Origin of the sequence: Pseudonocardia nematodicida, from assembly GCF_040105385.1 — a bacterium.
GTDB lineage: Bacteria > Actinomycetota > Actinomycetes > Mycobacteriales > Pseudonocardiaceae > Pseudonocardia > Pseudonocardia nematodicida.
The window spans coordinates 352239-365340 of sequence record NZ_JBEDNQ010000001.1 but is presented as its reverse complement, the minus strand read 5'-3'; the positions used below and the strand labels follow the sequence as shown (position 1 = coordinate 365340).

General features: G+C 73.8%; 13 protein-coding genes and 1 pseudogene. 6 read left to right on the top strand and 8 right to left on the bottom strand.

What is annotated here, in order from left to right:
• Positions 1-89: 89 nt before the first annotated feature.
• Complete coding sequence (locus tag WIS52_RS01675; protein WP_349296253.1) at positions 90-2387, bottom strand: M28 family peptidase; 2298 nt, start codon at positions 2385-2387, stop codon at positions 90-92.
• Positions 2388-2445: 58 nt separating this feature from the next.
• Entirely contained in the window at positions 2446-3786 is a 1341-nt protein-coding gene (gene nhaA, locus WIS52_RS01670; RefSeq protein ID WP_349296252.1) for a Na+/H+ antiporter NhaA, read from the bottom strand.
• Between the two features lie 6 nt (positions 3787-3792).
• Between nhaA and WIS52_RS01665 the strand changes: the two are divergent.
• Positions 3793-4332 (top strand): annotated as a pseudogene (locus WIS52_RS01665) (DsbA family protein); the annotation flags it as partial.
• 51 nt (positions 4333-4383) lie between these two features.
• Here WIS52_RS01665 and WIS52_RS01660 read toward each other — a convergent pair.
• Entirely contained in the window at positions 4384-4806 is a 423-nt protein-coding gene (locus tag WIS52_RS01660) for a hypothetical protein (RefSeq protein WP_349296251.1), read from the bottom strand.
• A 175-nt stretch (positions 4807-4981) separates the two neighbouring features.
• Here WIS52_RS01660 and WIS52_RS01655 point away from each other — a divergent pair, with 175 nt between their 5' ends.
• Positions 4982-6436, top strand: coding sequence for a flavin-containing monooxygenase (locus tag WIS52_RS01655; protein WP_349296250.1), 1455 nt, complete (start codon positions 4982-4984; stop codon positions 6434-6436).
• A 178-nt stretch (positions 6437-6614) separates the two neighbouring features.
• On the opposite strand, the gene WIS52_RS01650 is transcribed toward WIS52_RS01655, so the two are convergent.
• The gene (locus WIS52_RS01650; RefSeq protein ID WP_349296249.1) at positions 6615-6896 is read right to left on the bottom strand and encodes a hypothetical protein; all 282 of its coding nucleotides are present in this window, start codon (positions 6894-6896) and stop codon (positions 6615-6617) included.
• 426 nt (positions 6897-7322) lie between these two features.
• On the opposite strand from WIS52_RS01650, the gene WIS52_RS01645 reads away from it, so the two are divergent.
• Positions 7323-8039 (top strand): MerR family transcriptional regulator, encoded by a 717-nt coding sequence (locus tag WIS52_RS01645; RefSeq protein ID WP_349296248.1) that lies wholly within the window; start codon positions 7323-7325, stop codon positions 8037-8039.
• Between the two features lie 86 nt (positions 8040-8125).
• Positions 8126-8779, top strand: coding sequence for an RraA family protein (locus WIS52_RS01640; protein WP_349296247.1), 654 nt, complete (start codon positions 8126-8128; stop codon positions 8777-8779).
• Positions 8780-8785: 6 nt separating this feature from the next.
• On the opposite strand, the gene WIS52_RS01635 is transcribed toward WIS52_RS01640, so the two are convergent.
• The 4 genes from WIS52_RS01635 to WIS52_RS01620 all read right to left on the bottom strand — a co-directional run bounded on the left by WIS52_RS01635 (position 8786) and on the right by WIS52_RS01620 (position 11110).
• Complete coding sequence (locus tag WIS52_RS01635) at positions 8786-8944, bottom strand: hypothetical protein (protein ID WP_349296246.1); 159 nt, start codon at positions 8942-8944, stop codon at positions 8786-8788.
• Positions 8945-9013: 69 nt separating this feature from the next.
• Positions 9014-9763 carry an HAD-IIA family hydrolase gene (locus WIS52_RS01630; protein ID WP_379610948.1) on the bottom strand — a complete coding sequence of 250 codons (750 nt, stop codon included), beginning with the start codon at positions 9761-9763 and terminating at the stop codon, positions 9014-9016.
• Positions 9764-9804: 41 nt separating this feature from the next.
• A complete protein-coding gene (locus WIS52_RS01625) occupies positions 9805-10620 on the bottom strand; it encodes an Fpg/Nei family DNA glycosylase (protein WP_349296245.1) in 816 nt (271 codons plus the stop codon).
• A 19-nt stretch (positions 10621-10639) separates the two neighbouring features.
• On the bottom strand, positions 10640-11110 hold the full coding sequence (locus tag WIS52_RS01620; protein ID WP_349296244.1) for a ribose-5-phosphate isomerase: 471 nt from the start codon (positions 11108-11110) through the stop codon (positions 10640-10642).
• A gap of 15 nt (positions 11111-11125) precedes the next feature.
• On the opposite strand from WIS52_RS01620, the gene WIS52_RS01615 reads away from it, so the two are divergent.
• The gene (locus WIS52_RS01615) at positions 11126-11800 is read left to right on the top strand and encodes a DUF429 domain-containing protein (protein WP_349296243.1); all 675 of its coding nucleotides are present in this window, start codon (positions 11126-11128) and stop codon (positions 11798-11800) included.
• 397 nt (positions 11801-12197) lie between these two features.
• Complete coding sequence (locus WIS52_RS01610; protein WP_349296242.1) at positions 12198-12905, top strand: MBL fold metallo-hydrolase; 708 nt, start codon at positions 12198-12200, stop codon at positions 12903-12905.
• Positions 12906-13102: the final 197 nt, after the last annotated feature.

The following is a 13102-nucleotide window of genomic DNA, read 5'->3' as shown; positions in this document are numbered from 1 at the left end:
GACGACACCGTCCTCATATGTGGATGCTAGCCCCTTATGCAGACACTCACAATGTCGTCGGGCGCTGTCCGGAGTTCGTCGGGCGCTGTTCAGAGTTCGTAGGCGCGGGTGACGGCGACCTGGGCGTGCTGCAGGTAGGCGTCGTCGGGCGGCGGCGTGTAGCCGGGCAGGCCGGCCAGGTCGCCGGGCTCGGAGTCGATGTCGGAGACCCGCAGTCCCAGCGGCCCGTCGTCGGAGTCGACGACGATCGTGACCTCCACCGCGCCGTCCGCCGGCAGGACGTGGAAGCGGGCCCCCACGGCGTGCCCGGCGCCACCGGGACCGAGATCGCGGCCCGCCACGACGAGACCCCGAACCCGGTTCGGGTCGCCGTCGACGACGAAGGAGAGGCTGCGTGCCCCGCGCTCCGAGGTGAGCCGCAGCCGCACCGTGCGCAGCTCGCCGTCGTCGGCATCGTCGAGCACCGTCAGCTCGGGGGCTGCCAGCGCGGCGGGCCGGGCCGGCCCGACGGGCGCGACGGGGTCCGGGCGGTTGGCCCCCGGCGCCGGGTCGCGTCCCGGCTCCCCCACGTAGCCGCGGGTCCACGCGTGCGCGGTCCCGGAGGAGAACGGCGACGACCAGGAGGCCTCTCCGGTGTCGGCATCGAGGGTGTAGGCGAGCCGGACCGGCACCGGGCGGGTCGCGTCGACGGTGTTGACCACCAGCCCCGCCGCCGTCGTGCCGCCGAGGGCGACGACCAGCACCAGCGGGACCCACCGGGCCCGTCCGGGAGGCGGCCACACCGCCTCGACCAGCGGGAGCAGCAGCAGGAACCCGAGCGTCAGCGACGGTGCCGCCGCGAGGCCGCCGGTGCCGGTCCCGATGTCGAGCGCGACCCAGCCCGCGGTCAGCGCGAGCAGCCCGACCGGCAGCAGCGCGACCACCGTGACCAGGTCCGTCGGCCGGCCCGACAGCGGTCCGGGCAGCGTGGCGGCCGCCGCGGCCGCGGCCACGAGCGGCACGACGAACATCACCGACGACGCCGGGCCCGTCAGCCCGGTCAGCACGGCGAGCAGCGCGACGAGCACGAGCCCGCCGAGCCGCAGCGCGTCGGCCCCGGCCCGGCGCCGGAGCAGCCCGAACCACACCGCGCACAGGGTCGCGACGAGCAGCACCACACCGGCGTGGAACGCGACCGGGCGGTACGGCGTCGCGGTCGGCAGAGCGCCGAACGCGGGGTGCACGGTCACCAGCAGCTGCCAGTAGGCCCACGCGGCCGCCACGCTCGCGACCACCAGGAGCAGTCCCGCCCCCGCCCCGAGCAGCACCCGCCGTACCCGCACCGCACCGCGGCGCCGGGCCCGCAGCACGGCCACCACGGTCAGGCCGCCGCCGAGCACGGCGAGCACCGACAGCACCCAGGCCGGGACGACGACCAGCGTGCCGGGTGGAACGTTGACGTAGGCCAGGTCCTCATCGCCGCCGGCCGCGGCCAGGTCTCGGCCGGCCAGCTCGGCCGCCGTCGCCAGCGTGGTCTCGCCCATGTGCTGCACCGAACGGGGATCGACGTTCTCCGGGAGGTCCAGTGCACTGTGGTAGTAGGCGCTGTCCTGCACGTAGGCGAAGTCCAGTACGGACAGTCCCCCGCGCTCGAAGGCGACGAAGTCGGTGTCGTTGGGCAGGAACTCGAACACCCCGGCCGTGGCCGAGTCCGCGACCGGCGACGGGGCGGCCGCGCCGTAGGTCCGGACCAGGTCCGACGAGCCGGCGCTGCCGCGGAACATGATCACCGGGCCGCCCGCGCCGCGGGCCTCGTGGTTGAGCACCACCCCGCCGTCGACGGCGAGCGGGTCGTCGTGGGCGAACGCCTCCGCGCCGAGCAGCCCCATCTCCTCGCCGTCGGTGAGCAGCACGACGAGGTCGTTGCGCCGCGGGGCGTCGCGGGCCAGCAGCGCGCGGGCGGTCTCCAGCGCGACCGCGACACCCACTGCGTCGTCGTTCGCGCCGGGGCTGGTCGGGGTGGAGTCGTAGTGCGCGGCGAGCACCAGGGGCGCGGTCGGATCGCTGCCATCGGCGACGCCGACGACGTTGCGGACCCGGCCGACCGGCGTCGCCGCGTCCGCCGGGTAGGGCCGCACGCCCACGGCATCGCGGACTTCGGGGGCGATGCCCATCGCCGTCAGCTCGGTGACCAGGTACTGGCGGGCGCGGTCGTGCGCGTCCGAGCCCATCGGCCGTGGCTCCCGCGCGATCGCCTCGACGTGGCGCATCGCGCGCTCGGCGCTGAACTCGCCGGCCGGGGCGTCGGCACCGGCCGGGGCGGGCGGCCGGATGTCCACGAGGGACCAGACGGCGACGGCGAGGACCAGCAGCAGCCCGGCGACTCCGGTGACCCGCGCAGTGTTCATGGAACGACATCTCAGCGGAGGTGGACCGCGCCGTCGTCCACCGAAGGATGGATGGTCCTCAGTCGACCGGCACCCACGGCCGCGGCGGCAGCGTCGGGAGCCCGCTGGGTGCGCACTGCCCGCCGCGTTCCCCGGCCAGCCGGAACACCAGCCACCCGGACAGCGCGGCGAGGATCGACCCGCTCAGGATCCCGATCTTGGCCTCGGCCACGAGCAGCTCGTCGGACAGCGCGAGCTCGGTGACGAACAGCGCGACGGTGAACCCGATCCCGGACAGCGCCGATCCGCCGAGCAGCTGCCCCCAGCGCAGCGTGTCGGGCACCTGCCCGATGCCGGTGCGCAGCGCGACCCAGGTGGCCAGCGAGACGCCGATCGGCTTGCCCAGCACCAGCCCGGCGACGATCCCCCAGGTCAGCGGCGAGGTCGCCGCGGCGGACAGGGTGGGCCCGTCGAGCACGACGCCGACGTTGGCCAGCACGAACAGCGGCACGATCACATAGCTGCTCCACGGCTGGATCCGCAGCTGCAGCCGCTCGTTCGGCGAGACCGCCTCGGTGGCGGCGACCTGCGCGGCGCGCGCCCGTTCCGGGGTCGGGTCGAGCAGGAAGTTCCGCCCGACGACGAGTGCGCCGGCCATCTCCTGACGCCGCGGCGCGTAGGCGTTGACCAGCAGCCCGAGCGCGACGCCGACGACGCTCGGGTGCACCCCCGAGGTGAGCACCGCCAGCCAGGCCGCGATCGCGATCGCCACGTAGAACGGGGTCCGCCAGAACCGGACGTAGCGCAGGCCGAGCAGCCCGGCGAGCAGGACGAGCGCGACGGCCAGCGCGACCAGGTCGACGTTCTCGGTGTAGAAGAGCGCGATCGCCGCGACCGCGCCGATGTCGTCGACGATCGCCAGCGCGAGCAGGAACACCCGCAGCTGGTCCGGGCAGCGCGGCCCGAGCAGGGCCAGCACGCCGAGCATGACGGCGGTGTCGGTGGAGATCGCGATGCCCCAGGCGTTCTGCGCCTCGGTGCCGCCGGCGAAGGCGAGGAACACCAGCGCGGGGACGACGAGCCCGCCGACCGCGGCCGCCGCGGGGGCCGCGATCGCGCGGACCCCGCGCAGCTCGCCGAGCGTGGTCTCCCGGGAGATCTCCAGGCCGACGGACAGGAAGAACAGCACCATCAGTCCGTCGTTGACCCAGTGCCGCAGGTCGAGCGCGAGGCCGTGGTCGCCGAAGGCGATGGCGAGCTCGGTGTGCCAGAAGGTCTCGTAGCCCGGGGTGAGGTTCGCCCAGGCCAGGGCGAGGACCGCGGCGGCGATCAGCAGCGCGGCCGAGCCGGACTCGGTACCGAGGAAGCGTCGCGCGGCACCGGACAGCTCGCCGCGCTCGACCAGGGTCGTGACCGCCACGCCGGTATCCTGCCGTTTCGTTGCGCCACGAGCGAGGGGGAGATCGCCATCAGCACGCTCGACCCGCCCGTCGGACCCTACGACCACGTCCTGGGCCCGGCGAACGCCCCGCTGACCCTGGTCGAGTACGGCGACTTCGAGTGCCCCTACTGCCGCGACGCCGCCCCGGTCCTGGAACGGGTCCGGACCCGGCTGGGCGACCGGCTGCGGTTCGTGTTCCGGCACTTCCCGCTGCACGAGGTGCACCCGCACGCGCTGGCCGCCGCGACCGCGGCCGAGATGGCCGCGCTGGAGGGCCGGTTCTGGGCGATGCACGACGCGCTGTTCAGTCCCGGCCCGCCCCGGCTGTCCCAGGACGACCTGCGGGCGCACGCCGAGACCGCCGGGGTGACGCCGGAGCGGGTGCTGTGGCCGGCGACCCGGCTGGTGGAGGACCGGATCGAGGCGGGGTTCAACGCCGCGGTCCGCAGCGGGGTTCGCGGGACGCCCACGCTGTACGTAAACGGGGAGCAGTACCGGGGCGACGTCGCCGAGGACGCGTTGATCGCGGCGCTGGAGAGCTCGGCCCGGGCGGGCGGCTCAGCCGGGGTCGGTGGCTCAGCCGGGGTCGGTGGCTCGCTCGCGGCGGGCGGCGAGCCCGACCGTGACGGCCGCAGCCAGGACGAGAACGGCGGCAACGGGCACCAGGACCATGACCGCGATCCCGCCGCCGATGTTCGCGCCGATCACGCCGGCCGTCACCACGCGACCGGTGAACCCGAGTAGCAGCCCGGCGACCACCACGAGCGCGACCGACAGCCACGCGCTCACCCCGCGCGCGACCGCCACCAGGCAGCCGAGCAGCACGCCGAGCGCCAGGACCCCCGCGCCGTGCTCGACGACCGGTGGGATCTCCGGCAGGACGACCATCCGGTCCGGCCGGTCCGCCGCGGGCACCGTCGTGAGGTCCCCGACCAGGTACCAGGTCCCGACCGTCGCGCCCACTGCGGCGAGCACCGTCGTGATCACGGTCGCTCTCATCGTTCCTCCCCGTGCGTCGTGACCGCCCCACCCTCGTCCACGCCCGGGCCGCCTTGCCTCGGTACGACTACTGATCGCTACGGTGCCCCCGTCAGCGCCGACTCATGACGCTTTGGTTCGGTATGCCCGAACTGAAGCGTCATGAGTGGGGAGCAGGGGGCGACGAGGAGGAGCCGTGCGGACACCGAGCGTACTGATCGTCGGCGCCGGGTTCGGCGGGATCGCCGCCGCGATCGAGCTGCGCGCGCACGGCTTCCGGGACGTGACGATCGTCGACGCCGCGCCGGGCATCGGCGGCACCTGGCTGCACAACACCTACCCGGGTGCGGCCTGCGACGTCCCGAGCCACCTGTACTCGTTCTCGTTCGCCCAGCGCACGGACTGGTCGCGGCTGTGCTCGCCGCAGCCGGAGATCCTGGCCTACCTGCGGGAGGTGGCCGAGGAGTACGGCGTCGCCGAGCTCGTCGTGCCGGACACCCGGATCGTCTCGGCCGACCGGCCGGACCCCGCCGGCCCGTGGACGGTCACCGCCGACGACGGGCGCACCTGGACCCCGGACGTGCTGGTCGTCGCGACCGGGCAGCTGCACCGCCCGTCGATCCCGGACCTGCCGGGCGTCGACGACTTCGCCGGGCACGCGTTCCACTCCGCGCGCTGGGACCACGACCACGACCTGACCGGCCGCCGGGTCGCGGTGGTCGGGACCGGTGCGAGCGCGGTGCAGTTCGTCCCGGAGATCGCTCCCCGGACCGGGCACCTGGCCGTGTTCCAGCGCACCGGCAACTGGTTCCTCCCGCGGCGCAACCGCCGCTTCCCTGCCTGGTGGCGGGCCGCGATCCGGCACCTGCCCGGCTTGCAGAGCCTGCGACGCCGGTTCATCACCGCCTACTGCGAGATGCTGACCGTGATGATCCGCCACCCGCGCACCTGGGGGCTGCTGGGCCGGCTGTGGTCGACGCTGTTCATGCGCTCGGCGCTGCGCGACCCCGCGCTGCGGCGACGGGTCTGGCCGGACTTCACCTTCGGCTGCAAGCGGATCCTGTTCAGCTCGCGCTGGCTGCCGGCACTGCAGCGGGAGAACGTCTCGGTCGTCACCGACCGGATCACCGAGGTGGTACCCGAGGGGATCCGTACCGCCGACGGCCGGGTGCACCGCGTCGACACGATCATCTGGGGCACCGGCTTCGCGACGACCGCCTTCATGGCCCCGATGGAGATCACCGGCCCGGGCGGGCGGTCGCTGGCGCAGGAGTGGGACGGCGGCGCGCACGCCTACCTGGGCATGACCGTGCCCGGCTTCCCGTCCCTGTTCGTCCTGTTCGGACCGAACACCAACACGTCCGGCGGCTCGATCGTGCGGTACCTGGAGCACCAGGTCCGCTACGTCCGCGAGGCGCTGCAGGAGACCGCCCGGCGCGGCGCCGCCGGGCTCGAAGTGCGCGCAGCCGTCGAGCGCGCGTTCGACGCCGAGGTCCAGGCCCGGTTCGACGGGACCGCCTGGACCCGGTGCGACTCCTGGTACCGCGACGACGCGGGGAGGATCGTCACCAACTGGCCCGGCTACACGGGCGAGTACATCGAGCGCACCCGCCGGGTCGACCCGGCCGACTACGTCTTCCACCAGGCCTGACTGATCCGGGTCGACGCACCGGTTCCCGCCCGTTCCGGAGCGCGCCCGTCAGCCGGCCTACCGCGACCTGCCACCAGCTACCGCGACCTCCGCGACCCGCTGCCCGGCCCCGGACAGAGGCCCGCCCCGCACCCCGTGGCGGCGGGGTGCGGGGCGGAGGTCGCGCGGGCGGTGGTCGTCAGTCGCAGGCGACCGGGTTGTCGCTGGTCTGTGCCCCGCCGGTTCCGAGGATGCCGAGCACGTTGCCCAGCGCCAGGTTGACGCCCGGACAGATGTTGGCGTTGTTGAGCACGTTCACGTCGTCGAGGTTGACCAGCCCGAACTGGTCACCGCGAACGTTGCCGACGTCCTGGACGAAGGTCTCGCCGTCGTCGTCGAACGGCTGGGCGACCGCCATCGGACTCAATGCGACCATTGTCGCGGCGACGGCGGCCACCACGACCGCGAGCTTCCTGCGCATGACGTTCTCCCCGAGCAAGACCGGTGGGACTTGACGATGCGCACGTGGTCCGTGTGCACCACCGGGGCACCTGTGCGCCGCGGCAGAACGGAACGTAGGCAGCTGATCACGACCGGGGATACGGCAACGACACGGTCGGGTGAGAGCGTCACGGGTCGTCCCGAACGTGTGAGTGTGACCGGCCCGCCGCGGCGTTTCCGCTGGACGCCCGACACGGACGGTTCCCGCGTCGCGGCTCGTCGTCGCGCTGGGTGAGCGACCGACCCGCCGGCGACATGATCGACGACCACCCGGCGGAGTGATTCCCGCTCGGCGTGTCGGGGCGGCGCGCGCGCCGCGATCGGAGCGGGCTTGATCCTCACGCGACGTGAGGGAGCACCGTGCATCATGCCGTCGCGGGGCGACGGCCCGACAGGAGGGGGCACGGTGAAGGTCGGCGAGCTGGCCCGGGCGACCGGGCTGACGGTGCGCACGCTGCACCACTGGGAGGAGCGCGGGGTGGTCGTGCCGTCGGCACGGACCTCCTCGGGCCACCGCGTCTACGACGACGGCGACGTCCGCCGCGTCTACCAGGTGGTGGCCCTGCGCGAGCTGGGCCTCCCGCTGGACGCGATCGGCGCGCTGCTCGCGTCCGGGTCGTTCGCGACCGTGCTGACCGCGCACCTGGAGCAGGTCGACTCGCGGCTGGCCGCGCTGCGCTCGTTGCGCGGCACGCTCGCCGCGGTCGTCGACCGGCTGCGGGACGGACCGGAACCGGCCCCGTCGGACGTGCTGAAGATGATCGACGAGGTGAACAGGGTGAACGACACCTTCGCGCAGTACTTCACGCCCGAGCAGGTCGCCGCGCTGCAGGAGCGGCGCGCCGAGGGCGAGGCGGCCGCGGCCGAGTGGCCGGGCCTGATCGCATCGCTGCGGGCCGAGATGGGTGCGGGGACCGACCCGTCCGACCCGCGGGTGCAGGAGCTCGCACACAGGTGGAACGCGCTTCTGGAGAGTTTCCACCGCGGGGAGCCGGAGCTGCGCGAGCAGCTGTTCCGGATGCGGGACGAGAACGCCGACGAGGTCGCCGCGGCCGGTGGTCCGGACCAGGCGACGATCGACTACGTCGCCCGCGCGCAGCAGGTCGGCACCGACGAGGGGTAGCCCCGCGGCGAGTCACCGGATCGGGGGACGCCTCACCGGTCGTCTCCGGCCTCGCCGCCCGCCCGGCCAGGTACCAGGATGGCGGCATGACCGAACTCCTGGACCGGCTGCGGGACCTGCAGGTGTCGTCGCTGTGCGACGCCGACAAGACGCTCCCGGTCGTCGACCCCGCGATCCGCGCGCTGGTGCCGGACGTGACCATGGCCGGTCCCGCCGTCACGGTGTCCTGTGTGGACGACCACCTGCCGATGTTCGCGGCGCTGCGGGCGGCCGCCGCGGGCTCGGTGCTCGTGGTCGCGGGGGCGGGCGGTCACCGGGCGGTGTCGGGCGAGCTGTTCGCGACCGAGGCCCGGCGACGCGGGCTGGCCGGGATCGTCGTCGACGGCCTGGTGCGCGACCTGCGCGGACTCCGCACGATCGGGCTGCCGGTGTTCGCCCGCGGGACCTGCCCGGCGTCCGGCACGACGCTGGACCCGGGCACGGTCGACGAGCCGGTGTCGTTCGGCGGGATCGTCGTGAGCCCCGGCGACCTGGTCTGCGGCGACGACGACGGGCTGCTCATCGCCCCGCCGGACCGGCTCGCCGAGATCGTCGACACCGCCGAGGGCATCGAGGCGGCCGAGCGGGCGCTGGTCTCGGCGATGCGCAACGACCACGAGCTGCACGCGCTGACCACGGTCGACAAGCACGTCGCGGCGCTGCGCCGCGGTGAGGAGAGCTCGCTGGCGTTCCTGGTCTGAGCCGGCTCAGGCCGCCGCGACCCAGCTCCACTCCTCGGCCATCGCCCCGGTGCAGTCCGGGCAGGGGACGGCGGCCCCCGCGGTCTCGGCCGCGGGGAGCTCCGCCTGGGACCCGCAGCCGTCGCACCGACGCCAGGACACCTCGTACGCGTTCTCTCCGTACATGCGTTCGAGGGTGAACCACACGAGTGTGATTCGCAAACAGGCGTCGACCCGGCGTGTCGCCGGAGGGAGCTACAGGTCGTCGATCAGGTCGGCCACCGACGGCACCACCCGGGTCGGCCGGAACGGGAACCGGTCGATCTCCGCGGACTGCGTGATCCCGGTCAGCACCAGCACCGTGCGCATCCCGGCCTCCAGCCCGGCGAGGATGTCGGTGTCCATCCGGTCCCCCACCATGACCGTCGACTCGGAGTGTGCGCCGAGCCGGTTCATCGCCGCCCGCATCATCAGCGGGTTCGGCTTGCCCACGAAGTACGGGTCCACCCCGGTCGCCTTGGAGATCATCGCCGCGACCGAGCCGGTGGCGGGCAGGATGCCCTCCGGCGACGGCCCGGTGGCGTCCGGGTTGGTGGCGACGAACCGGGACCCGCCCTGGACCAGCCGCATCGCCGTCGAGATCGAGGAGAACGAGTAGGTGCGGGTCTCGCCGAGCACCACGTAGTCGGGGTTGCGGTCGGTCAGCACGTACCCGACGTCGTGCAGGGCGGTGGTCAGCCCGGCCTCGCCGATCACGTACGCGCTGCCCTGCGGGCGCTGCTCGTCGAGGAACGCCGCGGTCGCCAGCGCCGAGGTCCAGATCGCCTCCTCGGGCACGTCCAGACCGGTCGCGAGCAGCCGGTGCCGCAGGTCACGCGGGGTGTGGATGCTGTTGTTGGTCAGGACGAGGAACGGGATGCCGGTCTCCCGCAGCCGGGTCAGCAGCGTGTCGGCCCCGGGGACGATGCTGCCCTCGCGGACGAGGACGCCGTCCATGTCGGTCATCCAGCACTTGATCGGCTTCTGCTCCACCACGGTCGCCGACCCTAACCGTGATCGGGCTGGCAGGCCGGACACCAGAACAGGTTGCGGTTCGCGTGCTCGGCGTGCCGGACCCCGGTGCCGCACACCAGGCACGGCAGCCCGGCGCGGCGGTAGACGTAGACCTCGCCGCCGTGCCGGTCCTTGCGCCCCGGCTCGCCGCGCCGTCGTGGATCGTGCTCGGGCGCGACGGTGTCGATCCGGCCGGTCCGCACCCCGTCCCGCATGAGGGTGACCAGGTCGGGCCACATCGCGTCCCAGGTCTCGCGCTCCAGCGCCCGCCCGGGTAGCTGCGGGTCGAGCCCGTGCCGGAACAGCAGCTCGGCCCGGTAGACGTTCCCGACGCCGGCGAGCACCTTCTGGTCCATCAGCAGCGTGGCCAGCGGGCTGCGCGACCGGGAGATCCGCGCCCAGACCGCGTCCGGGTCGGCGTCGGAGCGCAGCGGGTCCTCACCGAGCCGGGCCCGCAGCGCGCGGGCTTCGGCCGAGGTGATCAGCTCGCAGGCCGTCGGGCCGCGCAGGTCGGCGTAGTGCGTCTCGCCGACCAGCCGCATCCGCAGCTGCCCGACCGGTTCCGGCGCGGGCAGCGGGGCCTCGGCGAACGTCCCGTACAGCCCGAGGTGGACGTGCACGACGCGGTCGCGCCCGTAGCGGTGGAACAGGTGCTTGCCGTGCGCCTCGGCGCCGGTCATCACCTGCCCGTCGAGCTGCGTGGCGGAGGAGGCGAACCGGCCCTGGGGGCTGGACACCGCGACCGGGCGGCGGGCGAACAGGCTGCGGTGCCGCCGCGCCAGCCGGTGCAGCGTGTGCCCCTCGGGCATCTGATCCCGCCCTCGGGCCTCAGCTCGCCGGGAGCTCGATCTCGCCGGTCTTCTCGTAGTCGAGCATCTGGTCGATGCGGCGCTGGTGGCGCTCGTCGCCGGAGAACGGGGTGGCCAGGAACGCGTCGACGATCGCCACGAGCTCGGTGAACGAGTGCTGGCGGGCGCCGATGCCGACGACCTGGGCGTCGTTGTGCTCGCGGGCGAGCTTGGCGGTGTTCTCGTTCCACGCCAGCGCGGCACGGATGCCCTTCACCTTGTTCGCGGCGATCTGCTCGCCGTTGCCGGAGCCGCCGAGCACGATGCCGAGACTCTCGGGGTCCTCCACCACGCGCCGCGCGGTCTCGATGCACCAGGCGGGGTAGTCGTCGAGGGCGTCGTAGGTCGGGGCGCCGACGTCGACCGCCTCGACTCCCTGCTCGGTCAGGTACTCGACGAGCTTGCCCTTGACCTCGAAACCGGCGTGGTCACTGCCCAGGTAGACGCGCACGGGCAGGATCCTCCCATGCGCGTCGCCGGTGTGGACGGGGTCCCGACGGGCTGGGTGGTGTGCCTGCTGAGCGGCACCGGCCGGTCCCGCAGGGTCACCTGGGAGGTCGTGCCGGACGCCGGCGCGGTGCTGGTGGTCACGGCCGGGTGCGACGCCGTGGCGGTCGACATCCCGCTCGCCCTGCCGTCCGGCGGTGCGCGGCGCGAGGCCGAGCTGCTGGCCGCGGCACGGCTGGGCCGGGCCCGCTCGTCGCTGTTCCCGACCCCGCCCGCCGCGGTGCTGGCCGCCACCTCCTACGCCGACGCCTGCGCCGCGGCGCAGCAGGTCACCGGCAAGAAGATCAGCCTGCAGACCTGGTACATCGTGCCGAAGATCCGCGAGTTCCAGCGGGTCACGTTGCCGGACACGGTGGTCGAGGCGCATCCGGAGCTGTCGTACCGGACGCTGGCGCCGACCGTGGACTTCGCCTCCAAGAAGACCGCGCGCGGCGCCGGCCAGCGGATCGCCGCGGTCTCGTCGTGGCTCGACCCGGCCGCGGCACTGGGCGACCTGCCGCCGGCGGCCCGCCTCGACGACGTCCTCGACGCCCTGGCCTGCGCCTGGACCGCCGAACGCGTCGCTCGCGGCACCGCCGACCACCTCGGCCCCGACACCACCGCAACCGGCCGCCCCACAGCGATCGCCGTCTGAGCTGTCGGTGGACGCGATCGGGTCCGGAGAACGCGTTCCCGATCGAACGCGCGTTCTCCGAATTCGATCGCGTCGGATGTTGCCGGAGAACTACGTGAGTGCACTCCGTGTCGGCCGCGGAGCGTGGCGAGGCACCGTAAGTGCACTCGGCTCGACCTACACCGGACGCTTCTCCCAGGTACTTCGGCGAGCCTGAGAACGACAGGAGCCGATGCGCACCAGGGTGCGGACTCTCGCACGGACTACGTCGTCTCGACCTTGGTTCATCGCTGGCAGGCGCGCGCTTTCGCAGACGCTCACCGGACTGGCCAACGCTCACGCGATCGCGTGAGCGTTGCCATGATCAGCGAGCGTCTGACGCGACCGATTCACGTTCGAGCGGGGCAGGATGGGCCCGGTGGACGGGGTGTGGCTCGAGGTCGCGGACGGGGTGCTCGTCCGCCGGTACACCGAGCTCGACCTGACGACGGGGCTGGTGCTCGGCGACGACCGGGCCCTGGTCATCGACACCCGGGGCGACGACGTCCAGGGCGCCGAGCTCGCCGCGGCGATCCGCACCGTCACCGCGCTCCCGGTCGTCGTCGCGATCACGCACGCGCACTTCGACCACTGCTTCGGGACGTCGGCGTTCCCCGGCGCTCCGGTGTACGCGCAGGCCGGGTGCGCCGCGGCGCTCGCCGTCACCGCGCGAGCCCAGCGTGCACAGTGGACCCGCCACTACCGTGATGCCGTCGACCACCGCACCGCGGAGGCGCTCGCGGCTTCGGTGCCCGTGCTCCCCGACCACCCGGTCTGCCCGCTCCCCGGCGACACCCACGACCTGGACCTCGGCGGGCGCGTCGTGACGTTCGTCCACCCCGGCCCGGCGCACACCGGGCACGACCTGGCCGTGCACGTCGCCGACGCGAGAGTGCTGTTCGCCGGGGACCTGCTGGAGAACGGGGCGCCGCCGTCGGTCGGGCCGGACGCCTACCCCGCCCGCTGGGCCGGCGCCGTCGACGTCCTGCTGGCCCGCGACGCGACGACCTACGTCCCCGGCCACGGCGACCCGATGACCCCCGACGAGGCGGCCGCCCAGCGGACCGAGCTCGCCGCGCTCCACTGACCGTCGCCTGCCCGCGACCGCCGCCGACGCGCCGTGGCCCCCGGGACGGTCCGCGTCGGCCGGGGACCGGCCGCGCCGGCCTCCGTCGAGGGGTACATGAGAGCGGTGAGCACAAGATCGGAAAGCGCTCACGTACCCCTCGGCGACACCGACACCCGAAGTCGATCTTCGTCGGTCACACGTACGTAACAGGGGGC

Excerpts from the sequence above, each read along its gene's own strand:
- WIS52_RS01625 (WP_349296245.1), bottom strand. The coding sequence starts at position 10,620 with ATGCCCGAGGGGCACACGCTGCACCGGCTGGCGCGGCGGCACCGCAGC.
- WIS52_RS01675 (WP_349296253.1), bottom strand. The coding sequence starts at position 2,387 with ATGAACACTGCGCGGGTCACCGGAGTCGCCGGGCTGCTGCTGGTCCTC.
- WIS52_RS01660 (WP_349296251.1), bottom strand. The coding sequence starts at position 4,806 with ATGAGAGCGACCGTGATCACGACGGTGCTCGCCGCAGTGGGCGCGACG.
- WIS52_RS01630 (WP_379610948.1), bottom strand. The coding sequence starts at position 9,763 with ATGACCGACATGGACGGCGTCCTCGTCCGCGAGGGCAGCATCGTCCCC.
- WIS52_RS01615 (WP_349296243.1), top strand. The coding sequence starts at position 11,126 with ATGCGCGTCGCCGGTGTGGACGGGGTCCCGACGGGCTGGGTGGTGTGC.
- WIS52_RS01635 (WP_349296246.1), bottom strand. The coding sequence starts at position 8,944 with ATGTACGGAGAGAACGCGTACGAGGTGTCCTGGCGTCGGTGCGACGGC.
- WIS52_RS01640 (WP_349296247.1), top strand. The coding sequence starts at position 8,126 with ATGACCGAACTCCTGGACCGGCTGCGGGACCTGCAGGTGTCGTCGCTG.
- WIS52_RS01650 (WP_349296249.1), bottom strand. The coding sequence starts at position 6,896 with ATGCGCAGGAAGCTCGCGGTCGTGGTGGCCGCCGTCGCCGCGACAATG.